The sequence below is a fragment of the Pantoea sp. X85 genome (assembly GCF_029623675.1).
Classification (GTDB): domain Bacteria; phylum Pseudomonadota; class Gammaproteobacteria; order Enterobacterales; family Enterobacteriaceae; genus Pantoea; species Pantoea leporis.
Window position 1 is genome coordinate 3,164,297 of sequence record NZ_CP121108.1, and the last position, 25,273, is coordinate 3,189,569.

Sequence of the window (25,273 nt, forward strand, 5' to 3'; positions counted from 1 at the left end):
CAGGTGAAACACCACCTTATTGAGATTGCGGTTACGCATTTCACCTCCATGTGTTTAAAACCACTGACCAAAGCGCTTGATGTAGAGCATTTTCATGCCCTGCGCGACCACGCAATACCCGAGCAGCGTTGCCACCAGCCATGGGAAGTAAGCCCATGGCAACGGCACCAATCCCACCATCGCGCCCAGCGGTGAGAACGGCAGCAGAATGCCGGCGATCATCACACACGCAGTGGTCAGCAGCACCGGCAGCGCCGCACGGCTCTGGATAAACGGAATCTTTTGCGTGCGCAGCATGTGCACCACCAGCGTTTGCGACAGCAAGCCTTCAATAAACCAGCCGGACTGGAACAGCGACTGCATTTCTGGCGTATTCGCCGCGAATAAGTACCACATCAGCGCAAAGGTGGTGATATCGAAAATCGACGACGTTGGCCCAATCCACAGCATAAAGCGTTTGATATTACGCGCGTCCCATTTACGCGGCTTACGCAGGAACTCGCGGTCCATTTTGTCCCACGGCAGCGCCAGTTGGGACAGATCGTACATCAGGTTCTGAATCAGCAGATGAATCGCCAGCATCGGCAGGAACGGAATAAAGGCGCTCGCCACCAACACCGAGAACACGTTGCCGAAGTTCGAGCTGGCGGTCATGTTCAGGTACTTAATGATGTTGCCGAAGGTTTCGCGTCCCTTCATTACGCCCTCTTCCAGCACCATCAAATCTTTTTCCAGCAGGATGATATCGGAAGACTCTTTAGCGATGTCCGCCGCGCTATCGACGGAAATCCCCACATCGGCATCACGCAGCGCCGGCGCATCATTAATCCCGTCGCCGAGGAAGCCAACGGTGTGGCCCTGTTGCTGTAGCGCGCGCAGGATGCGTGATTTCTGCAGCGGCGTGAGTTTAGCGAATACCGAACTCTGTGCGGCGGCGTCTGCCAACTGCTCGTCGCTCATCAGGGCAATTTGGTCGCCGGTGACGATCGCGCCGCTGTCGATGCCAACCTGCTGGCAAATGCGCGCGGTCACCACCGGATTATCACCGGTCAGCACTTTGACGCTAACGCCATTGTCGCGCAGCGCGCCGATGGCTTTGGCGGCGCTCTCTTTCGGTGGATCGAGGAAGGTCAGCAGCCCTTCTACCGTTAAGCCTTGCTCATCCGCCACGCTCAGCGGCTGCTGTAAACCTGGCTCCGCCAGCACGCGGCTCGCCACCAGCAGCACGCGAAAACCCTGCTCATTGTATTGATGTGCCAGCGCCAGCAGTTCTGCACGACGCGTTTCGTTCAGCGGCTGCACCAGTTTGCCTTCACGCTCGGCAGTCGCGATGCTCAGCATCTCTTCCACCGCGCCTTTGCAGATCAGCATCTGTTGATTGAGACGACGATCGCGCACCACCACCGAGACGCGACGGCGAATGAAATCAAACGGCAGCTCATCCACTTTGATATAGGTATCGCTTACCGCTTCGCTGACGCGGTTTTTGCCGTACTGCAAAATGGCGCGATCCATCAGATTCAGCGTGCCGCTTTGATAGTGGCTGTTGAGCCAGCTCAGCATCAGCACGCGTGAGTTCTCCACGCCAGCACAATCCAGATGATGCTCCAGAATGATGTTGTCCTGCGTCAGCGTGCCGGTTTTGTCGGTGCAGAGAATATCCATCGCGCCGAGGTTTTGAATCGCATTCAGACGTTTGACGATCACTTTACGCCGCGACATGGCGATGGCGCCTTTCGCCAGGTTGGAGCTGACGATCATCGGCAACATTTCCGGCGTTAAACCTACCGCTACCGCCAGCGCAAACAGTGAAGCATCCAGCCAGTCGCCTTTGGTTAGGCCATTAATCAGCAACACCACCGGCACCATCACCAACATGAAGCGGATCAGCAGCCAGCTCACGCTGTTGACGCCGCGGTCAAAGGCGGTTTGTGAGCGATTACCCACAATCGATTTCGCCAGGCTACCGAAGTAAGTTTCGCTGCCGGTTGCCACTACCACCGCTTTGGCGCTGCCGCTGGACACGTTGGTGCCCATCAGGCAGACGCTGCCCAGTTCCAGCAGCGATGTGCCCTGTTCGCTGGCACCGCTGCTTTTGCTGGTGACGTGGCCGGTGACGTCATACTTCTCAACCGGTAACGATTCGCCGGTCAAAATCGCCTGGCTGATAAACAGATCGCGTGAATCCAGCAGCCGCACATCGGCTGGCACCAAATCCCCCGCCGACAGATAGATGATGTCACCCGGCACCAGCGTGGCGATATCGACTTCCTGTTTGAGCGGCGCTTGCTGCGCTGACTCACGACGCAGCACCGTGGCGGTGGTGCGCACCATCGATTTCAGCGCCTGCGCCGCTTTATTGGTACGGAACTCCTGCCAGAAGCGCAGCAAACCGCTGAGCGTTACCATCGTCACAATGATGATGACACCGGTCAGATCGGTCTCCTCGCCGTTGCGCAGCGGCAGCCAGAAATCAGTGAAAAAGCTCACCAGCGCCAGCGCCATCAGGACATAGATAAACGGATTGTTGAATGCCTGCAGCAACTGCAACAACGCCGGTGGCGCTTTGTCGTGTTCGACCTGATTACGGCCATATACATTCAGGCGCGCCTCGGCTTCACGTTCACTCAGGCCAAGCGCATCGCTGCGCAGACGCACCAGCGTTTCGTCGGCAGTAAAACCGGCTTCATCTTCAATCAGGTAACGCGGTGTTTTTTGACGCGGCTGGCGCGTGGTGTTCCAGGCTTTTTTGTCCTGGTTGAGTTTCATGTCAGTCATAGTGACATTCCTCTTTATTACGGCAATAAAAACCCCTGCGTGCGAGGCACACAAATTAAATTAACGGCAATGCGTTTATTAAATTAAAAATAACCTGTCGGGAATTTCCATATCACCTCCCGGAAATTAAAGACGAAAAGAGTCGCTCGCAAAATAACGAGTAATAAATAAAGACGAAGGTAAACACCACGCAATCGAACAGCGAAAAGCCGTCTAATGTGCAGCGTCAATCAGCACGCTGAAGTTCAGCGCGCGTATCGAGGCGGAGGGAAAAGTGTGTTAAAAATCATATGCATGATGATACCCCCACGGGCTTTGGCCCGTTACAATGTCGTTTAAAGGGAACAATCATCAGAAAAGAGAGGATTGCTGCCCGCCGTGTTGGCAAGCAGCGACAAAAAAGTTCGCGCGTCAGCTTGCCTTGTGATGCCAACTAAAAGGGTGACTGTCCAACTGAACTCTCCTGCTTTGAAATTGCGGCCATTATATTCTGGCAAGTAACGAAGTAAAGTTAATTATCGGTTAGTCACCCATCATTTATATTCCGTTGCAGTTGAGTTGATATTACCTCACATGCACATTCCGTAGCGGCGTGATTAATCGCGCGATTTTGCGTTAACGATCCTGCACCCAAAGCCCGTCCACACATTGCGCAATGAATTGCGCCGCTACGGATTGTGCGGTTTCCCCTTATAACTGAACCATGCGTCTTAGATCATTAATGCATATGCATAGCCTGAAATTGACTATTCTTCACTGCTGCGCTCTCGTAAACTCGCGTTACTTTTTTTAGGCAAGGAAACAACATGAAAAAAATTATTCCATCACTGCTGGCGTTATCGCTGGTAGCCGCCTTCTCTGTTCAGGCAGCGACGCCGAAAGATACGCTGGTTATTGCCCAGTCTACCGATGACGCCGACAGCTTCGATCCCGCGCAGGGCTTTGAGCTGACCACGGTGCAAGCGTTCACTAACATTTATCAGCGCCTGGTTCAGTCCGATCCCACCAATCCAACCGATTTACAGCCAACGCTGGCCACGTCCTGGCAAGCGGGCAGCGATAATCGCAGCCTGACATTTGAACTGCGCAAAGGTGCTCAGTTCGCCAGCGGTAATCCGCTGCGTCCGGAAGATGTGATCTTCTCGCTGGGTCGCGTGGTTAAACTCAATCTCGATCCCTCCTTTATTCTTACCCAGCTCGGCTGGAATAAAGATAACGTCGATACCTTCCTGAAGAAGGTTGATGACAACCACGTACAGATTAGCTGGAGCGCCAACGTCAGCCCGGCGTATGTGCTCAGCCTGCTCTCCGCGCCGGTCTCTTCAATTGTTGATGAGAAAACCGCGCAGGCCAACGCGAAGAACGGTGACTTCGGCCACGCATGGCTCGGTACTCACTCTGCCGGTAGCGGCCCGTATCAGATTCGTAAAGTGGTGCTGCACGAAGCGATTCTGCTGAGCGCGAATCCAACTTCGCCAGAGGGCGCTCCGAAGCTGAAAAATATCCTGATTAAAAACGTTCCGGAACCGGCTGCGCGTCGTCTGCTGCTGGAACAGGGCGATGTGGATATCGCGCGTAACCTCGGTGCGGATCAGATCGCCTCGCTGAAAGGCAAAGCGGGCGTGAAGACCGAAGCGATTCCGATGGCGTCGCTCTATTACATCCAGTTCAACATCGGTGAAAACCCGGTGCTGAAGAACCCGGCGCTGTGGGAAGCAGCTCGATACCTATTCGACTATAAAGGTATCGCTAACGACCTGCTGAAAGGCCAGTTCGACGTGCATCAAACCTTCCTGCCGAAAGGCTTCCTCGGCGCAATCAACGACACGCCGTACACTTACGATCCTGAGAAAGCCAAAGCGATTCTGAAGAAAGCCGGTCTGACCAACGTCAGCTTCACGCTTTCCACCAGCAACCAGCCGCCTTACCTCGATATCGCGCAGGCGCTGCAGGGCAGCTTTGCCAAAGGCGGCGTGAAGGTGGAAGTGCAACCTGGCCTGAGCTCTGAAGTCTCGACCCGCGTGAAGGCGCACAAATATGAAGCCACCCTGAACGCCTGGGGCGCAGACTATTTCGATCCCAACACCAACGCCGCGTCCTTCGCTTACAACCCGGAAGATGGCAGCAAAACCGTGGCTTACCGTTCTGACTGGCACATCCCGGAGCTGAACAAGCAAACGCTGGCCGCCACCGCCGAGAGCGATAACAACAAGCGCGTCGAACTCTATCAGGCGATGCAGCGTGAAGTGCTGAAGAACTCGCCGTACGTGATTGGCTTGCAGGCGAAAAACCTGATTGCGCTGCGCGACAATCTGCAAGGCTATGTGCAGGGCATCAACCCGGACATGGTGTATTACTCGCAGGTTTCTAAGTAATGGCAGTGTCAGCTTCACAGGCCGGGTTCGCCCGGCCACTTTGGCAACGCGTTAGCCACATCGTCACCAGCCTGCTCTCGCTGCTGGTGACGTTGGTCGGTTTGTTAGCGTTCACTTTTATGCTGTCGCACCTGTCACCTGTCGATCCGGTGCAACAGATCGCAGGCGATCACGCCAGCGAAGCCACCTACGCGCAGGTGCGACACGATCTCGGTCTTGATCAGCCGGTGCTGGTGCAGTTCTGGCGCTATATCAGCCAGTTGGCGCGCGGCGATCTCGGCTTATCGCATCTGACCAATCAACCGGTCAGCGCCGACCTGATGCGCACCTTCCCGGCCACCATTGAGCTGGCCACCTGCGCGATGATTTTTGCCGCGGTGTTCGGCATTGCCTTAGCGCTGATGGCGGCGTGGAAGCCGGGCAGCATCATCGATAACGTGGCGCGTTTTGTTTCGCTGCTCGGCTACTCGGTGCCGGTGTTCTGGCTCGGCTTGCTGGGTTTGCTGCTGTTTTATGCCGTGCTGCACTGGTCCGCCGGACCGGGCCAGCTTGATGACATCTGGATCTACACGCTGGAGCCAAAAACCGGCTTTGTACTGATTGATAGCTGGATGTCCGGCGATCCCGAGATGTTCCACAATGCGATTGCCCACTTGTGGCTGCCGGTGGTGATTCTCGGCCTGCTGGCGATGGCGGGTATCACGCGCCTGCTGCGCGCGGCGCTGCTGGAAGAGAGCAGCAAAGAGTATGTGGTGCTGGCGCGTGCGAAAGGTGCCAGCCGTGGCCGCATTTTGCTGCGTCATATTTTCCCCAACGTGCTGGGCACGCTGATTACCGTTATCGCCCTCTCCTACGCCACGCTGCTGGAAGGTTCGGTACTCACCGAAACGGTATTTGCCTGGCCGGGCGTTGGTCGCTACATGACTAACGCGCTGTTTTCCTCCGATGTACCGGCGATTCTCGGCTCGACCTTGCTGATTGGCAGCTGCTTTATTCTGCTCAACGCGCTGGCCGATGCCCTGACCTGGTTAACCGATCCGAGAACCCGATGACTCAACAACTCTCTGAACTGGAAACGCTGCGTCCGCGCCGCCGCCGCGCGCGCGTGACCTCGCTTTCCATCGGCCTGACGCTGGTGCTGATTGTGGTGGCGATGGCGTTGTTCGCGCCATTGCTGGCGCCTTTCGATCCCAATGCGCAGATCATCTCCCAGCGTTTGCAGGCGCCATCGGCGCTGCACTGGTTTGGCACCGATGGCTTTGGCCGCGATCTGCTGTCACGCGTGATTTATGGCGCGCGCCCCACGCTGCTGTTGGTGTCACTGATTCTGGTGCTGACCATTCCGGTTGGCCTGCTGGTCGGCATCACCGCCGGTTACGTGGGCGGCTGGACCGAGCGCGTGTTGATGCGCATAACCGATATCTTCCTGTCGCTGCCGAATCTGGTGATCGCGCTGGCGCTGGTCGCCATGCTCGGCCCCGGCTTGATGAATGGCGCACTGGCGCTGGCGCTCACCAGCTGGCCGCCATTTGCCCGTCAGGCGCGCGCGGAAACGCTGGCGCTGCGCCGCAGTGATTACCTCGCCGCCGCGCGCATGCAGGGCATCACCGGTTTACGCCTGATGTTTGGCCACATTCTGCCGCTGTGTATGCCAACGGCGGTGGTACGTGCCGCGCTAAGCCTCGGCGGAATCATTCTTTCAGCGGCGGGCCTCGGCTTCCTTGGCATGGGCGTGCAACCGCCTACCGCCGAATGGGGTTCGATGGTGGCAGAAGGCAGTAAAGTGATCTTCGACCAATGGTGGGTAGCCGCCGCACCCGGCGGCGCGATTCTGTTCGCCAGCCTGGCGTTTAACCTGACAGGCGATGGCCTGCGTGACCGACTGGATACTCGCCATGCCAAATGATCTGTTAATTGATGTACAAGGCCTGACGATTCGCAGCGATGATGCGCTGCTGGTCGATAACATCGGCTTTCAAATTGGCCGCGAGCGCGTAGCGCTGGTGGGTGAATCCGGTTCCGGTAAATCACTCACCGCGCGCACGCTGATGGGCTTGCTGTCACCTTCGCTGCACTTGCAGGCCGACCGTTTGCAGATTGTCGGCACCGATGCGTTGAGCCTGCGCGAGCGTGACTGGATTCAACTGCGCGGCAGCAAAGTAGCGATGGTGATGCAGGATCCGAAATATGCGCTTAATCCCACGCGCACCATTGGCTGGCAGGTGGAAGAACCGCTGGTGCTGCACCACAAATTGAGCCGCGCTGAACGTAAAGAGAAAGTGTGCGAGATGCTGGATGCGGTGGGCTTGCCCGACCCGCGTCAGCTGATGAAACGCTATCCGCATCAACTTTCTGGCGGCATGGGGCAACGCGTGATGCTGGCGATCGCCCTGATCACCGATCCTGAACTGCTGATCGCCGATGAACCTACGTCGGCGCTCGATCACGCGATGCGCGATCAGGTACTGGCGCTGATTCGTCGTCTGGTTGAACAGCGCAACATGGGTTTGCTGCTGATCAGCCACGATCTGCAACAGGTTTCCGAGCACTGCGAACGTGTGATGGTGATGTATCAGGGCCGCGTGCTGGATACCTTGCCGGCGTCCGAACTCTCCAACGCCAGCCATCCTTACACCAGCACCTTGTGGGCCTGTCGCCCGAGTAAAGCCACGCACGGCGAGCGTTTGCCGGTGCTGGATCGTGCCGCGCTGGAGAAGAATTATGATTGAGTTAGCGAACCTCAGCGTTTCGCACAAGCAAGGTTACGAGCTGCGCACCGTGGTGCACGATGTGTCGCTGCAGGTCGCGGCCGGTGAGTGTTTTGGTCTGGTTGGCCCGTCCGGCTGCGGCAAGTCGTCGCTGCTGTGGGTGCTGGCGGGATTGAATCCGCACTGGAGCGGCAGCATGTCGCTGGCGGGCACCGCCGTGCAGCCCGGCAAAGCGTTTACCGGCCAGCTGCGCCGCGATGTGCAGATGGTGTTTCAGGATCCCTACGCTTCGCTGCATCCGCGCCATCGCCTGCGTCGCACGCTGGCAGAACCGCTGAAAATGCTCAAACGTGATAACATCGACGACCGCATTAATGCCGGGTTCCGCCATGTCGGGCTCGATCCGGCGCTGGCGGATCGCTATCCGCATCAGCTTTCAGGCGGTCAGCGGCAGCGCGTAGCGATTGTGCGCGCCTTGCTGCTGGAACCCAAGATCCTGCTGCTGGATGAGCCGACCTCGGCGCTGGACATGTCGGTGCAGGCCGAGATCCTCAACCTGCTCAACGATCTAAAGCAAAAAGATGGTTTAACCATGGTGCTGGTCAGCCACGATCCGGATGTGATCGATCACATGTGCGATCGCGCGGCGCGTATGGCGCAGGGCCGCATCGTGGAGCAACATTCAACAACAAGGAACACCGTATGACGGTTAAGTTACGTCCGCTGGAGCGGGAAGATTTACGCTTTGTGCACCAATTAGATAACAACGCCAGCGTGATGCGTTACTGGTTTGAAGAACCGTACGAAGCGTTTGTTGAGCTTTCGGATCTGTATGACAAACATATCCATGACCAGACCGAGCGCCGCTTTGTGGTGGAGCATGATGGACACAAAGCCGGGTTGGTGGAGTTGGTCGAGATTAATCACGTGCATCGCCGCGCTGAGTTTCAGATCATTATCGATCCTTCCCATCAGGGCAAAGGCTTAGCCACCAAAGCGGCAAAGCTGGCGATGGATTACGGCTTTTCGGTGCTAAATCTCTACAAACTCTATCTGATTGTCGATGAAGAGAATAAGAAGGCGGTGCATATCTACACCAAGCTGGGATTTGAGGTGGAAGGCGTACTGAAGCACGAATTTTTCATCAACGGCGAATACCGCAACACCATCCGCATGTGCATTTTCCAGCAGCAGCATCTGGCGCAGCATAAAAGCGCCAATGCGATGGTGAAGCCTACCGCGCAGTAACTCAAACTGTTGAATGATTTGTAGCGGCGCAATTAATTGCGCTGTTTTTTTCGCGGTAAGATTGCGCAATAAATTGCGCCGCTACGATCGGTGCGGGCTTATTAACCCCGCGCGCCGACGACGTTCAGCTTCGGCTGTGGATGTTCTGGTTTGAGATCGTACATGCCGCCGTAGAAGGGATCGACCAGCAGCCAGCCGGGGAAGCCCAACAGCGGAATATTGCCGAGCAAATACCACAGATTGGCATTGGCCTCGATCGGCAAGGTTAGCGGCACGTAGCCCGGACTCTCCAGCATCACCTGATAGTGCTTCTTACCAAAGTAATTCCCGGTCGATTTCGCCAGCTCGACGGTTTGCGGCGTATAGCCCTGCGCCACCGCGCGGCCGGTCTCATCCTGCACGGTGAAACGCGCGCCTTGCGGCAGGGAGTCGATTTTTACCGGTTGCGTTTCAGTGCCGACAATAGTGGCGCAGCCGCTCAGCAGCAGCGCACAGGCAGGAAAAAGAGGTCGCAGGTTCATAGCAGGTCCGCTTCAGCATCAGATAGGACAGTGTAAACTGCCCTTCTGTGCTTAATCGCGCTATCACTGATGATTTTCTGCGCTTTATTGCGGTTGACAACAGGCAGCAATCGCCGCGATATCCTGCGGCGTGGTACGGCAGCAGCCGCCAATCAGGCGTGCGCCCGCCTGCTGCCATTCAGCGAATTTGTCATGCAGCGTGCAGCCCGACGGCGCGGAGTGCCAGGTTTTGCTGCTGGCATCGTACTGCTCGCCGGAGTTCGGATAGACCAGCAGCGGCTTATCACACAGCGCCTGGAAGCGGCGCAGAGCGGGCGTTACGCTCTCCAGCGCCACGCAGTTGATGCCAACCGCCACCACCTGCGGTGCCGCATGCACCAGCTCAGCCACTTTGCTCAACGGCGTGCCGTCGCTGATGTGTTCGGCATCGCGCAGGGTAAAGGAGAACCACGCGCTACTAGCAGGAAATTCGGCCAGTAAACTCACCAGCGCCTTCGCTTCGGCGAAGGACGGTAACGTCTCACAGGCCAGCAGATCGACACCCGCTTCCAGCAACGCCTTCACGCGCGGACGGTGGAACGCTTTCATCTCCTCTTCCGGCAGCGCGTAATCACCGCGATACTCCGCGCCATTGGCCAGAAAAGCGCCATACGGCCCGACCGAACCGGCCACCAGCAAGGGCGCGGTGCTGGCGGAGGATGTGCGATAGTCATCACGCGCGCGCTGCGCCAGCTGTACGCTCTGGGTGATCAGTGCCAGCGCCTGCGCTTCATCTAAGCCGCGTGCGGCAAAACCCTGCGGCGTGGCCTGATAGCTGGCGGTGATCGCCACATGCGCGCCGGCAGCAAAGTAGTCGTGATGCACCTGATAAATCAGCTCAGGATTTTCCATCAGCACTTTGGCCGACCACAGCGCATCGGCCAGATTGCAGCCGCGCGCCTCCAGCTCGGTCGCCAGCGCGCCATCCAGAATCAACGTGTCAGTTTGGGTTAGAGCCTGCGCGATAGGATTACGCGACATCGTTGGCCTCCTCAGCCTTAAGGGATGACTTGCGTCGTTGCGTGACATGGTATGCGGCATAGCAGAACAGCACAAACGGAATGCCGCACCACAGCGCAATACGCTGCGATGGATCGAATGCCAGTCCGACGCACGCCAGCAGGCATAACAGGAAGCCCAGAATCGGCGTCAGCGGATAGAGCGGCGCGCGATACGCCAGCTGTTGTAAGCTGCCGCCCGCCTGCAGATGGCGACGACGGAACACATAGTGCGAGGCGCAGATGCTGAGCCACACCGCCACCACGGCAAAACCGGAAATCGCCGACAGCGCCACAAACACCGTGTCCGGCGCAATCACGCTGGAGAACAGCGCCAGCAAGCCGCCAATCATGCTCACGGTCAGCGCCAGCACGGGAATGCCACGACGGTTGACGCGGGCAAAACAGCGCGGCAGCGTCTTCTCATTAGCCAGCGACCACAACATACGGCCAGAAGCATACAGGCCGGAGTTGGCGGCGGAGAGAATGGCGGTGAGGATCACGAAGTTGAAAATATCCGCCGCGTACGGGATGCCGATCTTTTCAAACACCAGCACAAACGGGCTTTTAACGATCCCGGCCTGATCCATCGGGATCAGCGCCGCCAGCACAAATACCGTGCCGATAAAGAAGATGATCAACCGTGCGACGGTGGTGCGGATCGCCAGCGGCAGCGCTTTTTGTGGCTGCTCGGTTTCACCGGCGGCGATGCCGATCAATTCCGTGCCCGAGAAAGCGAAGTTGACCGCCACCATGGTCATCAGAATTGGCAACGTGCCGTGCGGCAGCCAGCCGGAAGCGGTGAGATTGTGTAATCCCGGCGCAGCGCTGCCGTCTTTCATCGGGATAAAACCAAAGATCGCACCCGCACCGAGAATGATAAAGGCGATGATGGTGATCACTTTGATGATGGAGAACCAGAATTCACCTTCGGCAAAAAAGCGCGTTGAGACGATATTCAGCAGATAAATAGCGATGCAGAACACCAGACACCACGTCCACACCGGCACGCTTGGGAACCAATACTGCATACAGAACCCGGCGGCGGTCAGGCTGGAACCCAGCGCCACCGTCCAGGTGAGCCAGTAAAGCCAGGCGACGGTATAACCGGTGGCCGGACTGAGATAGCGCGCGGCATAGACGTGGAACGCGCCGGTTTCCGGCATCGCCACAGCCAGTTCGCCAAGACAGACCATCACCAGCCACACCACTAGCGCACCAATCAGATAGGCCAGCAAGGTACCAGCTGCACCGGTGGTTGAGATGATGTAGCCGGTATTGAAGAACAGCCCGGTTCCGATCACACCGCCCAGCGACAGCATCACCAGATGCCGCACTTTCATGGTGCGCTTAAAGTTTTCCTGTGGAGGCGTATCCTGAGTTTGCATGATATTTATCCGTATGGACGTCTGAACATCTATATGGACACAAGGTTATACGCGTCAGCGTGCGGATTTGCAACGGGGCAGAAGGAGAGGATTGAGTCAGGGTTTGCGGCCCCGCGTGAAACGGGGCGCAAGTTCAGGCGCCAAATACGCCCTGCAGATAACGCTCAAGCGCAACGCGCGAGCTGAAGCCGTGCGGAATGCCGTAATGCTCCTGAGAATCGCCCATTAAATAGAGTGGGAATTGCGTGTAGTGATCGCAGGTTTTCATCTCTGAAGCCGGTTCAGCAAAGCTCTGGCTTTTCTCTTTCAGCGTCGGGTGAATGATTAAGGCGGTCCGTCCCATACGCGCTTCGCGATTGACGTACACATAGTTTTCGCCGCGACGATAACCGTAAATTTTTGGCGTTTGGGTATCCATTTCGAAGCCCACTTTCTCAAGTACGCGCGCTACCTCATCTGGTCGTAAATACATGCTTGCTCCTCTCTTCTCACAGCCCCGCAACCTTACAGCAGCAGGATGGCATGGGCATTCGGAATTTTCCCTAAAGCCTGGCACATCCCTGCGTTTAATCACGCTTCGTCTACACTAAGTATTACGTGTTAAATCAAAGGGAGCTAAAAAATGTTTAATCGAAGCGCAAAAAACGATGACATTGATATCAATCAGGATGTAAACGAACTGGCCGATTCGCTAGAGGCGTTACTTAAATCTTATGGCAGTGAAGCTAAAGACGAAGTTGATAATGCCCGTAGCCAGGCGCAGGCGCTGTTGAAGCAGACGCGTGCCAAACTGAGCGGCGGACAGAGTCGCGTATCGCAAGCGGCACGTGATGCGGGTACGCAGGTTGACGCCTATGTCCACGACAAGCCGTGGCACGGCGTGGGCGTCGGTGCAGCGATAGGTTTAGTGCTTGGCGCGCTGCTGGTGTCTTCACGCCGATAAGCCTGTGTTCGTTGATGCAATGAGCCTCGCTGATGCGGGGCTTTTTTGTGGGCGCGAGATAGTGCGCGCTTTCCCTCACCCTAACCCTCTCCCGCAGGCGGGAGAGGGAATAGTTAGCTTGATTAGCGCCTTCTCCCGCAGGCGGGAGAGGGAATGATTAGGTGGCGTTCAACTGTAACACCTATGCTGGATCGGCTCCTTCTCCCGCTTGCGGGAGAAGGCTGGGATGAGGGCCAAATCGCACAAAATCCAACCACCTCTCCCATCTCATTCCCTTTACAAAAAATTTTTCCGGCCTGGAAGGCGCATGATCTCTGGTCTTAGCGAATATCCGAAGATCAAAATCACAAAACCCTATATCTGGTGGGCTTGACCCTTTTACCCACTACATCTAGTATTCAACCCATCAACTAACTACCAAATGTCGTCAAGGACGAAGTTCGATGCAAACAGGAATTTGCTTCGTATCTCGCAATCTGACCGCAATCAAAGGGAAATACGAATCATGCGCATTATTATTTACACCAAAGACAACTGTGTCCAGTGCAATGCGACTAAAAATGCCATGGACCGCAAAGGTATCGACTATCAGCTGATCAACCTTGATACCCAACCTGAAGCCATCGACAACCTCAAATCTCTCGGCTATCGCCAGGTGCCAGTGGTGATGACGCAAGACGATCACTGGAGTGGCTTCCGTCCCGACAAAATTGCCAGCCTGCGCCAGCTCGCGGCCGTCGGGGGATAAGCCATGTTTCCACTGGTCTATTTCTCTAGCCAGTCGGAAAACACGCACCGATTCATCACGCGTCTTGGGCTGCCTGCCCGCCGCATTCCGGTTGACGGCAAGCAGCGCCTGCATATCGAACAGCCCTACATTTTAGTGGTGCCGAGCTACGGCGGCGGCAGTTCGCGCGGTGCGGTGCCGAGACAAGTGATTCAATTCCTCAATGATGATGCCAACCGACGCGGGATTCGCGGGGTGATCGCTGCCGGTAACCGCAACTTCGGTGAAGGCTATTGCCTGGCGGGCGACATCATTGCGCAGAAATGTCAGGTTCCCTATCTCTACCGCTTTGAGCTGATGGGAACCCCCGACGATATCGCTAATGTAAAAGCGGGAGTGACCCAATTTTGGCAACGACAGACACCCTAAACAGCTCGCTGACTGATTACCACGCGCTTAACGCGATGCTGAACCTGTATGACGCCGATGGCCGCATCCAGTTCAGTAAAGATCACGAAGCGACGCGCCAGTTCTTCCTGCAGCATGTACAACCCAATACCGTACAGTTTGCCTCGGCAGGCGAGCGCCTGCGCTATCTGGTGGCCGAAGGCTACTACGAAGCCGAGGTGCTAAATCAGTACGCTTTCGATTTCCTGTGTCAGCTGCACGATGAAGCTGATGCGGCAGGTTTCGCCTTTCACACCTTCCTCGGGGCGTGGAAGTTTTACACCAGCTACACGTTGAAAACCTTCGACGGCAAACGCTATCTGGAAACCTTCGAACAGCGCGCCTGCATGGTGGCGCTGACGCTGGCACGCGGCAATGAAACCTTAGCGCGCGAGCTGTTGGCGGAGATGCTGAGCGGTCGCTTCCAGCCGGCTACGCCAACTTTCCTTAACTGCGGTAAGCAGCAGCGCGGCGAGCTGGTCTCCTGCTTCCTGCTGCGCATCGAAGACAACATGGAATCGATTGGTCGCGCGGTGAACTCGGCGCTGCAACTGTCGAAACGCGGCGGCGGCGTAGCGTTCCTGCTCTCCAATTTGCGTGAATCAGGCGCGCCGATTAAGCGCATTGAGAACCAGTCGTCCGGCGTAATTCCGGTGATGAAGATGCTGGAAGATGCGTTCTCCTACGCTAACCAGCTGGGTGCACGTCAGGGCGCAGGTGCGGTGTGGCTGAATGCGCATCACCCGGATATTTTCCGCTTTCTCGATACCAAACGTGAAAACGCAGACGAGAAGATCCGCATCAAAACGCTGTCGCTCGGCGTGGTGATCCCGGATATCACCTTCCAGCTGGCGAAAGAGAATCGCGATATGGCGCTGTTCTCGCCGTACGATGTCGAGCGCATCTACGGCAAAGCCTTTGGTGATATCAGCATCAGCGAGCATTACGACGAGATGCTGGCGGACGATCGCATCACCAAAACCTACATCAAGCCGCGCGATTTCTTCCAGACGCTGGCGGAGATTCAGTTTGAATCGGGCTACCCGTACATCATGTTTGAAGACAGCGTGAACCGCAGCAACCCGATTGCCGGGCGCATCAACATGAGTAATCTCTGTTCCGAGATTTTGCAGGTTAACAGCGCCAGCGAATTCAATGACGATCTTAGCTATCGTCGCGTCGGCAAAGATATCTCCTGCAACCTCGGCTCGCTCAACATTGCGCATGCCATGGATTCGCGCAATCTGGCGCAAACCGTGGAAACCGCCGTGCGTGCACTGACCGCCGTTTCCGAGATGAGTGAGATCAATTCGGTGCCTTCGGTGGCGGAAGGCAATCGCCGCTCGCACGCGATTGGCCTCGGTCAGATGAACCTGCATGGTTATCTGGCGCGCGAAGGCATGGCGTACGGTTCAGAAGAGGCGCTGGATTTCACCAATCTTTACTTCTATTGCGTCACCTATCACGCCGTGCGCACCTCGAATCTGCTGGCGCAGGAGCATCAGGAGAGTTTCGACGGTTTCGCCGAGTCGAAATACGCCAGCGGCAGTTACTTCGATAAATATGTCGAACAGCGCTGGCTGCCGCGCACCGCGCGCGTGGCAAAACTGTTCGCCGATGCCGGACTGACTCTGCCAACGCAGGCCGACTGGCAAGCGCTGCGTGCAGCGGTGATGCAACATGGGCTGTACAACCAGAACCTGCAGGCGATTCCGCCCACCGGTTCGATCTCGTACATCAACCATGCGACCTCCAGCATTCACCCGATTGTGTCGCGCATTGAGATCCGTAAAGAGGGCAAAACCGGCCGCGTCTATTATCCGGCGCCGTTTATGACCAACGACAATCTCGACCTCTATCAGGATGCGTACTCCATTGGGCCGGAAGCGATTATTGATACCTACGCCGAAGCCACGCAGCACGTCGATCAAGGCCTGTCGCTGACGCTGTTCTTCCGCGACGACGTCACCACGCGCGATATCAACAAAGCGCAGATCTACGCGTGGAAAAAAGGCATCAAAACGCTCTATTACATTCGTCTGCGCCAGATGGCGCTTCAAGGCACCGAGGTGCAGGGCTGCGTCTCCTGCTCACTGTGATGAAAACTATGCAACTCAAACAAATTCAAGCGATTAACTGGAACCGCATCCAGGACGAAAAAGACCTCGAAGTGTGGAACCGACTGACCAGTAACTTCTGGCTGCCGGAAAAAGTGCCGCTCTCCAACGATCTGCCCGCATGGCAGTCGCTGGACCACCAGCAACAGCAGCTGACTATTCGCGTGTTTACCGGATTGACGCTGCTCGACACCATCCAGAACGTGATTGGTGCGCCGGGTCTGATGGAAGATGCGATTACGCCGCATGAAGAAGCCGTGCTGTCGAACGTCTCCTTTATGGAAGCAGTGCATGCTCGTTCGTACAGTTCGATTTTCTCCACGCTGTGTAACACCGCAGATGTCGATGCGGCGTACCGCTGGAGTGAAGAGAATGAAGCGTTGCAGAACAAGGCGAAGATTGTGCTGGAGCACTATCGCGCCGAGGATCCGCTCAAGAAGAAAATCGCCAGCGTGTTCCTTGAATCGTTCCTGTTCTACTCCGGTTTCTGGCTGCCGATGTACTGGTCAAGCCGTGGCAAGCTGACCAACACCGCAGATCTGATTCGCCTGATCATTCGCGACGAAGCGGTACACGGTTACTACATCGGCTATAAGTACCAAAAGGCGCTGGAAAACGTCGATGCTGGCCGCCGCGAGGAGTTGCAGCAGTTTGCGATTGATTTGCTGCTGGCGCTGTACGAAAACGAAGTGGTGTATACCGAAGCGTTGTACGGTGAAGTCGGTTGGGCGGAAGAGGTGAAAACCTTCCTGCACTACAACGCCAATAAAGCGCTAATGAACCTCGGCTACGAAGCGCTGTTCCCGGCCGAACTGACCGCCGTGAACCCGGCGATTTTGTCCGCGCTGTCGCCCAACGCCGATGAAAACCACGACTTCTTCTCAGGTTCTGGCTCCTCTTACGTAATGGGGAAAGCCGTAGAAACCGAAGACGAAGACTGGAATTTCTAATACGCGTCATACTTCGCGCTGCCTGGAGGCACCTACTTTTGGCACAGCAGCGTTGACTGCGCCCACTCTTCCCAGTCACAGAGTTCACTATGCTGCTGGGTCGAGCGGGCTTGTCGCCATGCTGTGACGCGAATTATTTAGCGTATTAATTCAGTGATCATTATTTTTTAAACCAATCTTATTTCCGCTCTTCTCACCCATTTATTTCACTTATATTTCTTCTTTTTGGATTGATTTTCGGCCGCTCTGCACCAGAAACAGTCTGAAACGCACATAAATTCACTTCTCAAATGCAAAAAATTAATCCGCGCGCATCCCTTGTGAGCACTGGCGATTTTAGCGATTGACCGCTACGCGCGCCGCCGAATATCGCCATTCAGGGTTGTCAGATAATTTCACTATGTTAGGGTATAGGGCGCTTAATTTTAATCAGGACCACAACAAGAAATAGTTAAACATTTAACCGGGAAATTAATTACTGCATGGCAATTAAACTCGAAGTAAAGAATTTATATAAGGTATTTGGGGATAATCCCGAAAAGGCATTTAAGCTGATCGATAAAGGCGAAAGCAAAGAGCGTATTCTGGCAAAAACCGGCCTCTCTGTTGGCGTCAAAAATGCCAGTCTGGCCATTGAAGAAGGCGAGATCTTCGTCATCATGGGGCTTTCAGGTTCAGGTAAGTCCACCATGGTTCGCCTTCTCAATCGTCTGATCGAGCCCACTCGCGGCCAGGTAATCATAGACGGTGTCGATATTGCCAAAATATCGGAATCGGAACTGCGTGAAGTCCGCAGAAATAAGATCAGTATGGTATTTCAATCCTTCGCGCTGATGCCACATATGACGGTGCTAAATAATGCCGCCTTTGGCATGGAATTAGCCGGTATTCCTTTAGCCGAACGTCAGGAAAAAGCGCTGGAAGCATTGCGTCAGGTTGGCCTGGATAATTACGCTCACTCTTATCCCGATGAACTTTCTGGCGGCATGCGTCAACGCGTTGGATTAGCCCGCGCATTGGCGATTAATCCTGATATTTTATTAATGGATGAAGCTTTCTCAGCACTTGATCCGTTGATTCGTACCGAAATGCAGGATGAACTGGTAAAACTGCAGGCCAAACATCAGCGTACCATTGTATTTATTTCTCACGACCTCGATGAAGCGATGCGTATTGGCGACCGCATTGCCATTATGCAGGGCGGCGAAGTGGTACAGGTCGGCACGCCGGATGAAATCCTCAATAATCCTGCCAATGATTATGTGCGCACCTTCTTCCGCGGCGTCGATATTAGTCACGTGTTTAGCGCCAAAGATATTGCGCGTCGCAGTGCGGGTTCTCTGATCCGCAAAGCCGCCGGTTTTGGTCCGCGATCCGCCATCAAGCTGCTGCAGGATGAAGATCGCGAATATGGCTACGTGCTGGAGAAACAGAAGTTTGTTGGCGTGGTGTCCACCGATTCATTGAAAGCCGCGCTGGCGGCCGGTGAAGGGCTGGATAGCGCGCTACTCGACACGCCCTTAGCGGTTCCTGCCGATACCTCCCTGAACGATCTGCTGTCGCATGTGGCACAAGCGCCCTGCGCCGTGCCGGTGGTCAGCGAAGAGAATCAGTACGTCGGTATCATTTCGAAAAGCATGCTGTTGCGTGCTTTAGACCGTGAAGGAGCCTAATCATGAGCGAACAAACAGCGAATCCGTGGGAAAGCGCCAGCCAAACCACCCAGCAACCTGCCACCACTGATACCAGCCCCGCCGCCAGCAGCAGCGATCCCTGGGCGAGCGGCGGTGCCGCGCCTGCAGATAGCAGCTCCGGCAGCGCCGATGCATGGGGCGATCCCTCCGCCGCCAGCAGCGGTGGCCACGATGCTGCCAGCAATGCTGCCAGCAGCAGCAGCGACTGGCTGAGCAGCGCACCCGCTCCCGCGCCGGAACATTTCAACCTCATGGACCCGTTCCATAAAACCTGGATTCCGCTTGATAGCTGGGTGACTGAAGGCATCGATTGGGTGGTCAGCCATTTCCGCCCGGTGTTTCAGGGCATTCGCGTGCCGGTGGATTACATCCTCAGCGCGTTCCAGCAGTTACTGCTCGGCATGCCCGCGCCGGTAGCGATTGTGGTGTTCGCACTGATCGCCTGGCAGATTGCCAGCCCGGCGATGGGCATTGCTACGCTGGTCTCGCTGATTGCCATTGGCGCGATTGGTGCCTGGTCGCAGGCGATGGTGACGCTGGCGCTGGTGCTAACCGCCCTGCTGTTCTGCATCATCATCGGCTTGCCGCTCGGCATCTGGCTGGCGCGCAGTGAACGTGCCGCGCGCATTATTCGTCCGCTGCTGGATGCGATGCAGACCACGCCAGCCTTCGTCTATCTGGTGCCGATCGTCATGCTGTTTGGTATCGGCAACGTGCCGGGCGTAGTGGTGACCATTATCTTTGCGCTGCCGCCGATTGTGCGCCTCACCATTCTTGGGATTAAGCAGGTGCCAGCCGACCTGATTGAAGCGAGTGAATCCTTCGGTGCCAGCCCGCGTCAGATGCTGTTCAAAGTGCAGCTGCCGCTGGCGATGCCGACCATCATGGCTGGCGTAAACCAGACGCTGATGCTGGCGCTGTCGATGGTGGTGATCGCCTCGATGATCGCGGTTGGCGGTCTCGGTCAGATGGTGCTGCGCGGCATTGGTCGCCTGGATATGGGCCTCGCCACCGTCGGCGGCGTGGGCATCGTGATCCTCGCCATTATCCTCGATCGCTTGACGCAGTCGATGGGCCGCGACAGCCGCAGCCGTGGCAGCCGTCACTGGTACAGCACTGGCCCGCTCGGTCTGCTGATGCGCCCTTTCAGTAAAAAAGCCTGATTTCAATGGGCGGTCCGCTGCGGCCGCCCGTCTTCGACGTAACACGTAAAATAAGGAATGACTATGCGCAAGACAGCTCTCATCGCCGCCGTCCTGACGACGTTCGCCGCGACGCACGTGTCCGCCGCCGACCTGCCCGGTAAAGGCATCACCGTTAAACCGACGCAGAGCACCATCTCTGAAGAGACCTTCCAAACGCTGTTGGTGAGCCGCGCGCTGGAGAAACTCGGTTATACCGTTGAGAAGCCAAGCGAGATTGATTACAACGTGGCGTACACCACCATCGCAGCCGGTGATGCCACCTTTATTGCCACCAACTGGCAACCGCTGCACGACGATATGTATAAAGCCGCGGGCGGCGATGCCAAGTTTTATCGCCAGGGCACTTACGTCGGTGGCGCGGCTCAGGGTTACCTGATCGATAAGAAAACCGCCGAGCAGTATCACATCACCAATATTGAACAGCTTAAAGATCCCAAGATCGCCAAACTGTTTGATACCAATGGCGATGGCAAAGCGGATTTGACCGGCTGTACGCCAGGCTGGGGCTGTGAAGCGGTGATTAATCACCAGATTGATGCCTACAAGCTGAGCAACACCGTGGAGCACAATCAGGGCAACTACTCGGCGATGATCGCCGATACCATCACGCGCTTTAAACAGGGCAAACCGGTGTTCTATTACACCTGGACGCCGTATTGGGTCAGCGACGTGCTGAAGCCGGGTAAAGATGTGGTATGGCTGCAGGTGCCGTTCTCTTCACTACCGGGCGAGCAGAGCAAAGTCGATACCAAGCTGGCGAACGGGGCTAACTACGGTTTCCCGGTGAACACCATGCATATCGTCGCTAACAAAGCCTGGACCGAGAAAAATCCGGCCGCGGCAAAGCTGTTTGCTGAGATGAAGCTGCCGATTGGCGACATCAACGCCGAGAATGCGGCGATGCATGCGGGCCATGCTTCTGAAGCCGATATCAATGGCCACGTTGATGGCTGGATCAAAGGTCACCAGGCGGAATTCGATAAGTGGATTCAGGACGCACTGGCGGCAGCGAAGTAACGCATTTACATTAGCGTTGGTATTGTAGCGGCGCGATTTATCGCGCCGTTTTTCATGCAAGAAATCCACTTCAAGAACTCAGCGCAATAAATTGCGCCGCTACGGCAAATGGCTGCCTTCCCCTTTTCCTTTCACTCAATAAGCGAAGCGTGCGCTATAGCGCACTGGTACGTCCTGTTAATTAACACACCATTGAAATAATTTTTTCGGTTACTATTACCTACAAATGATTATCTCTCTTATCCGCACGCAATGACTGCTTCCCGTTTAGCGATCAAATTCCATCACCTTGGCTGGTGTCGCATTCGCGCGGGCGTTGTTAAGAGCATGTTAATCAACAGATTGATTTACGTGGATAAGTGGCGCGCGAAAAGTGTTTAGAAATCGTAAAGATGGTTCTAAACCGCTGAGCAATACTATTCATTAATGATTGGGTTTGTTATGGTTAGCAGCGCAGTTATTCACCAGAGTTATTTTTTCTCGCGAAATTATTTATCTGTAAAAAGGTTTCCCGAGATGAATTGATGGCATCAGCTGCCTGTATGTTCAGGTGGGATGTCAGGGCAAAATGCCCAGGGTTAAGGAACAACCTGGAATGTCAGATGTTGACTATGTGATCGTGCTAACAATCACCTGCGGAAATTGTGACTACGCTTAATCTGTCACCATCATTACTATACCAGTTGCAACTAAGAGGTTTTTTTAAAATGGAAAGTTCGTTTACTCCCATTGAACAGATGCTCAACATCCGTGCTAACCGCCATAAAGATTTTCCGCTGCAGGAGATCATTCTGACCCGCTTGTGCATGCACATGCAGGGTAAACTGCTGGATAATCGCAACAAAATGTTGAAGGCGCAGGGAATTAACGAGACCTTATTCATGGCGCTGATTACCCTTGATGCACAGGAAAATCAGAGCATTCAGCCTTCAGAACTGAGTTCTGCCCTCGGCTCTTCACGCACCAATGCCACGCGTATCGCTGATGAGCTGGAGAAGCGCGGCTGGATCGAACGTCGTGAAAGCGAGAACGACCGTCGCTGCCTGCATCTGCATTTGACCGAAAAAGGCAATGAATTCCTGCGTCAGCTGCTGCCACCGCAGCATCAGAGCCTGCAATACCTGTGGTCTTCGCTCTCCACGAACGAACAGGATCAGCTGGAATCGATTACCCGTAAGTTACTTAACCGTCTCGATAAAATGGACGAAGATCAGGTTATCGCTTCCCTGTCGCGCTAATAGCAAGAAGTGCGACACAATCACCTTCCGAAATCGCTATTTTAATCCCCTTTTGTCCGGCCAGCGCTTAAGTGCTGGCTTTTTTGACTCGGGCAACCGTGTTGAAGGATCGGCACATCCCGACTAAATGGAAAACGTGGAGAACGACATGAGTGCGACAGCGGAAGCTCAAAGCCCGCAACAGCCAGCGAATAAAAAGAAGAAGCGCAAAGGTGTGCTGATCCTGCTGGCTATCGTGTTTGTAATTATTGGTGTTTCGTATCTGGCTTACTGGTATTTGGTGCTGCGTCACTTCCAGGAAACCGATGATGCGTACGTGGCGGGCAACCAGGTGCAGGTGATGGCGCAGGTTTCTGGCAGCGTAAACAAAGTGTGGTTTGATAATACCGACGTGGTGAAGAAAGGCGACGTCCTGGTGTCGCTGGATAAAACCGATGCCGAGCAGGCGTTTGAAAAAGCGCAGACCGCGTTAGCCACCAGCGTGCGTCAAACCCACCAGCTGATGATCAATGGCAAGCAGTATCAAGCTACCATCAAGCTGCAGCAAACCGCGCTGGAACAGGCCGAAGCTGACCTGAAACGCCGCGAGCCGCTGGGCGCGTCTAATCTGATTGGCCGCGAAGAGCTGCAACACTCGCGTGATGCCGTGGCGACAGCCAAAGCGCAGCTGGATGTGGCAGTGCAGCAATACAACGCTAACCAGGCGATGATTCTGAATACCTCGCTGGAAAATCAGCCCGCGGTACAGCAGAGTGCGGCTGAGCTGCGCGATGCCTGGCTGGCGCTGCAGCGTACTGAAATCCGTAGCCCGATTGATGGCTTCATTTCACGTCGCAGCGTACAGGTTGGCTCGCAAATCTCCACCACCACCCCGCTGTTGGCGGTGGTGCCGTCCACTAATCTGTGGATCGATGCAAACTTCAAAGAGACCCAGCTTGCAGGTGTCCGTATCGGCCAATCGGCCACGGTGATCAGTGATATCTACGGCGATGACGTCGAGTATCACGGCAAAGTGGTGGGTCTGGATATGGGTACCGGCAGCGCCTTCTCGCTGCTGCCTGCGCAGAACGCCACCGGTAACTGGATTAAAGTGGTCCAGCGTCTGCCGGTGCGTATCGAGCTGGATCCGAAACAAGTGGCGGAACATCCGCTGCGTATCGGCCTCTCCACGCTGGTGAAAGTGGATACCCAAAATAAAGAGGGTGCCACGCTGGCCAGCACCGTGCGTTCGCAAGCCGCGTATGAAAGTAATGCGTTGGCAATCGACCTCGCGCCGGTTAACCAGCTGATTACTGACATCGTTCGTGCCAACGCTGACTAACGCCGCGGGAGGCTGTTATGGCACAAAAACCGCTTGAAGGTGCGCCGTTAGTCCTGATGACCATCGCCCTGTCGCTGGCGACGTTCATGCAGGTACTCGACTCCACCATCGCTAACGTGGCGATTCCGACCATCGCCGGTAACCTCGGTGCCTCGAACTCGCAGGGCACCTGGGTGATTACCTCTTTCGGGGTGGCGAACGCCATCTCGATTCCGATTACCGGTTGGCTGGCCAAGCGCATCGGTGAAGTGAAGCTGTTTACCTGGTCGACCATCCTGTTTGTATTGGCGTCCTGGGCTTGCGGCATGTCCGAAAGCCTGGAGATGCTGATCTTCTTCCGCGTCATTCAGGGCGTGGTTGCCGGTCCGCTGATTCCGCTGTCGCAGAGTTTGCTGCTGAACAACTATCCGCCAGCGAAACGCAGCGTGGCGCTTTCGCTGTGGGCGATGACGGTGATTGTGGCACCGATCTGCGGTCCGATTCTCGGCGGCTGGATCAGCGATAACTATCACTGGGGCTGGATCTTCTTCATCAACGTACCGATTGGTTTGGTGGTGGTGTTACTGACGCTGCAAACGCTGCGTGGACGTGAAACCAAAACCGAAATCCGTCGGATCGATATGGTGGGGTTGGTACTGCTGGTGGTGGGCATTGGCTCGCTGCAGGTGATGCTGGATCGCGGAAAAGAGCTCGACTGGTTTAGCTCAACCGAGATCATTGTGCTGATGGTGGTCGCCGTGGTGGCGCTGCTGGTGTTGCTGGTGTGGGAGCTCACCGACGACCATCCGATAGTCGATTTGTCGTTGTTCAAGATGCGCAACTTCACCATCGGCTGTTTGTCGATCAGCCTGGCCTATATGCTTTACTTCGGCTCGATAGTGTTGCTGCCGCAGCTGTTACAGGAGGTATATGGCTACACCGCCACCTGGGCCGGATTAGCGTCGGCACCGGTGGGGATTCTGCCAGTGATCCTGTCGCCGATCATTGGCCGCTTCGCCCACAAGCTGGATATGCGTAAGCTGGTGACCTTTAGCTTCATCATGTATGCCGTCTGTTTTTACTGGCGCGCCTACACATTTGAGCCGGGGATGGATTTTGGTGCATCAGCGTGGCCGCAGTTTATTCAGGGCTTTGCGGTGGCGTGCTTCTTTATGCCGCTCACCACCATTACGCTGTCAGGCTTACCGCCAGAACGTATGGCGGCGGCATCAAGCCTGTCGAACTTCGTGCGTACGCTGGCGGGTTCCATCGGTACCTCGATTACTACCACCATGTGGAGTAACCGTGAATCGATGCATCATAGCTATCTGTCGGAGTCGGTGAATCCGTACAACGTCAATTCACAGCAGATGTATGACCAGTTGCAAAGCATGGGCATGACCCAGCAGCAGGCCTCGGCATATATCGCGCAGCAAATTACCAATCAGGGTCTGATTATTTCGGCGAATGAGATCTTCTGGGCATCGGCGGGCGTGTTCTTGATCTTGCTGGTGCTGGTGTGGTTTGCGCGTCCACCATTTGGTGCGGGCAGTGGCGGCGGTGGCGCTCACTAAGCGAGA

The 25,273-nt window shown here is 55.7% G+C and carries 22 protein-coding genes; 17 read left to right on the top strand and 5 right to left on the bottom strand.

Annotated features, from left to right (window positions below; all coding sequences use genetic code 11):
* Positions 1-54: 54 nt before the first annotated feature.
* Complete coding sequence (gene mgtA, locus P6287_RS14795) at positions 55-2,778, bottom strand: magnesium-translocating P-type ATPase (protein ID WP_277973991.1); 2,724 nt, start codon at positions 2,776-2,778, stop codon at positions 55-57.
* An 806-nt stretch (positions 2,779-3,584) separates the two neighbouring features.
* Here mgtA and P6287_RS14800 point away from each other — a divergent pair.
* The 6 genes from P6287_RS14800 to speG are packed head-to-tail and all read left to right on the top strand — an operon-like array spanning position 3,585 to position 9,109.
* Positions 3,585-5,153, top strand: a complete 1,569-nt coding sequence (locus P6287_RS14800) for an ABC transporter substrate-binding protein (RefSeq protein ID WP_277973992.1) — start codon at positions 3,585-3,587, stop codon at positions 5,151-5,153.
* A complete protein-coding gene (locus P6287_RS14805; RefSeq protein ID WP_192411360.1) occupies positions 5,153-6,205 on the top strand; it encodes an ABC transporter permease in 1,053 nt (350 codons plus the stop codon). Before P6287_RS14800 ends, P6287_RS14805 begins: the two co-directional genes overlap by 1 nt.
* A complete protein-coding gene (locus P6287_RS14810) occupies positions 6,202-7,059 on the top strand; it encodes an ABC transporter permease (RefSeq protein ID WP_101763443.1) in 858 nt (285 codons plus the stop codon). The genes P6287_RS14805 and P6287_RS14810 overlap by 4 nt, the downstream gene beginning before the upstream one ends.
* Positions 7,049-7,882 carry an ABC transporter ATP-binding protein gene (locus P6287_RS14815; protein WP_061718038.1) on the top strand — a complete coding sequence of 278 codons (834 nt, stop codon included), beginning with the start codon at positions 7,049-7,051 and terminating at the stop codon, positions 7,880-7,882. Before P6287_RS14810 ends, P6287_RS14815 begins: the two co-directional genes overlap by 11 nt.
* Positions 7,875-8,567 carry an ABC transporter ATP-binding protein gene (locus P6287_RS14820; protein WP_137386313.1) on the top strand — a complete coding sequence of 231 codons (693 nt, stop codon included), beginning with the start codon at positions 7,875-7,877 and terminating at the stop codon, positions 8,565-8,567. Before P6287_RS14815 ends, P6287_RS14820 begins: the two co-directional genes overlap by 8 nt.
* Positions 8,564-9,109: a spermidine N1-acetyltransferase gene (gene speG, locus P6287_RS14825; protein ID WP_008101618.1), complete on the top strand. Its 546-nt coding sequence runs from the start codon at positions 8,564-8,566 to the stop codon at positions 9,107-9,109. Before P6287_RS14820 ends, speG begins: the two co-directional genes overlap by 4 nt.
* Before the next feature lie 101 nt (positions 9,110-9,210).
* Here speG and P6287_RS14830 read toward each other — a convergent pair whose 3' ends face one another.
* The 4 genes from P6287_RS14830 to P6287_RS14845 form a co-directional block, all read right to left on the bottom strand.
* Positions 9,211-9,630: a hypothetical protein gene (locus tag P6287_RS14830; protein ID WP_008101619.1), complete on the bottom strand. Its 420-nt coding sequence runs from the start codon at positions 9,628-9,630 to the stop codon at positions 9,211-9,213.
* Positions 9,631-9,714: 84 nt separating this feature from the next.
* Complete coding sequence (mmuM, locus tag P6287_RS14835) at positions 9,715-10,650, bottom strand: homocysteine S-methyltransferase (RefSeq protein WP_277973993.1); 936 nt, start codon at positions 10,648-10,650, stop codon at positions 9,715-9,717.
* Positions 10,640-12,055, bottom strand: a complete 1,416-nt coding sequence (gene mmuP, locus P6287_RS14840) for an S-methylmethionine permease (RefSeq protein WP_101763440.1) — start codon at positions 12,053-12,055, stop codon at positions 10,640-10,642. Before mmuP ends, mmuM begins: the two co-directional genes overlap by 11 nt.
* Before the next feature lie 133 nt (positions 12,056-12,188).
* A complete protein-coding gene (locus P6287_RS14845) occupies positions 12,189-12,527 on the bottom strand; it encodes a DUF2002 family protein (protein WP_008101622.1) in 339 nt (112 codons plus the stop codon).
* A 150-nt stretch (positions 12,528-12,677) separates the two neighbouring features.
* Between P6287_RS14845 and P6287_RS14850 the strand changes: the two genes are divergently transcribed.
* From P6287_RS14850 to emrB, 11 genes are all read left to right on the top strand, one after another.
* Positions 12,678-12,998, top strand: a complete 321-nt coding sequence (locus P6287_RS14850) for a DUF883 family protein (RefSeq protein WP_008101623.1) — start codon at positions 12,678-12,680, stop codon at positions 12,996-12,998.
* 505 nt (positions 12,999-13,503) lie between these two features.
* Complete coding sequence (gene nrdH / locus P6287_RS14855) at positions 13,504-13,746, top strand: glutaredoxin-like protein NrdH (RefSeq protein ID WP_008101624.1); 243 nt, start codon at positions 13,504-13,506, stop codon at positions 13,744-13,746.
* Positions 13,747-13,749: 3 nt separating this feature from the next.
* On the top strand, positions 13,750-14,154 hold the full coding sequence (gene nrdI, locus P6287_RS14860) for a class Ib ribonucleoside-diphosphate reductase assembly flavoprotein NrdI (RefSeq protein ID WP_061718050.1): 405 nt from the start codon (positions 13,750-13,752) through the stop codon (positions 14,152-14,154).
* Positions 14,155-14,189: 35 nt separating this feature from the next.
* Positions 14,190-16,271: a class 1b ribonucleoside-diphosphate reductase subunit alpha gene (gene nrdE, locus P6287_RS14865; protein ID WP_254633558.1), complete on the top strand. Its 2,082-nt coding sequence runs from the start codon at positions 14,190-14,192 to the stop codon at positions 16,269-16,271.
* Between the two features lie 8 nt (positions 16,272-16,279).
* Complete coding sequence (gene nrdF / locus P6287_RS14870; protein ID WP_036647504.1) at positions 16,280-17,239, top strand: class 1b ribonucleoside-diphosphate reductase subunit beta; 960 nt, start codon at positions 16,280-16,282, stop codon at positions 17,237-17,239.
* Positions 17,240-17,721: 482 nt separating this feature from the next.
* Positions 17,722-18,912 (top strand): glycine betaine/L-proline ABC transporter ATP-binding protein ProV, encoded by a 1,191-nt coding sequence (proV, locus tag P6287_RS14875; RefSeq protein WP_277973994.1) that lies wholly within the window; start codon positions 17,722-17,724, stop codon positions 18,910-18,912.
* A 2-nt stretch (positions 18,913-18,914) separates the two neighbouring features.
* On the top strand, positions 18,915-20,096 hold the full coding sequence (proW, locus tag P6287_RS14880; RefSeq protein ID WP_210081438.1) for a glycine betaine/L-proline ABC transporter permease ProW: 1,182 nt from the start codon (positions 18,915-18,917) through the stop codon (positions 20,094-20,096).
* 63 nt (positions 20,097-20,159) lie between these two features.
* Positions 20,160-21,155 (top strand): glycine betaine/L-proline ABC transporter substrate-binding protein ProX, encoded by a 996-nt coding sequence (proX, locus tag P6287_RS14885; RefSeq protein WP_101763435.1) that lies wholly within the window; start codon positions 20,160-20,162, stop codon positions 21,153-21,155.
* A gap of 707 nt (positions 21,156-21,862) precedes the next feature.
* A complete protein-coding gene (gene mprA / locus P6287_RS14890; protein ID WP_008101638.1) occupies positions 21,863-22,393 on the top strand; it encodes a transcriptional repressor MprA in 531 nt (176 codons plus the stop codon).
* A 148-nt stretch (positions 22,394-22,541) separates the two neighbouring features.
* The gene (emrA, locus tag P6287_RS14895) at positions 22,542-23,714 is read left to right on the top strand and encodes a multidrug efflux MFS transporter periplasmic adaptor subunit EmrA (protein WP_110868299.1); all 1,173 of its coding nucleotides are present in this window, start codon (positions 22,542-22,544) and stop codon (positions 23,712-23,714) included.
* Between the two features lie 17 nt (positions 23,715-23,731).
* A complete protein-coding gene (gene emrB / locus P6287_RS14900; RefSeq protein ID WP_101763434.1) occupies positions 23,732-25,267 on the top strand; it encodes a multidrug efflux MFS transporter permease subunit EmrB in 1,536 nt (511 codons plus the stop codon).
* Positions 25,268-25,273 lie beyond the last annotated feature (6 nt).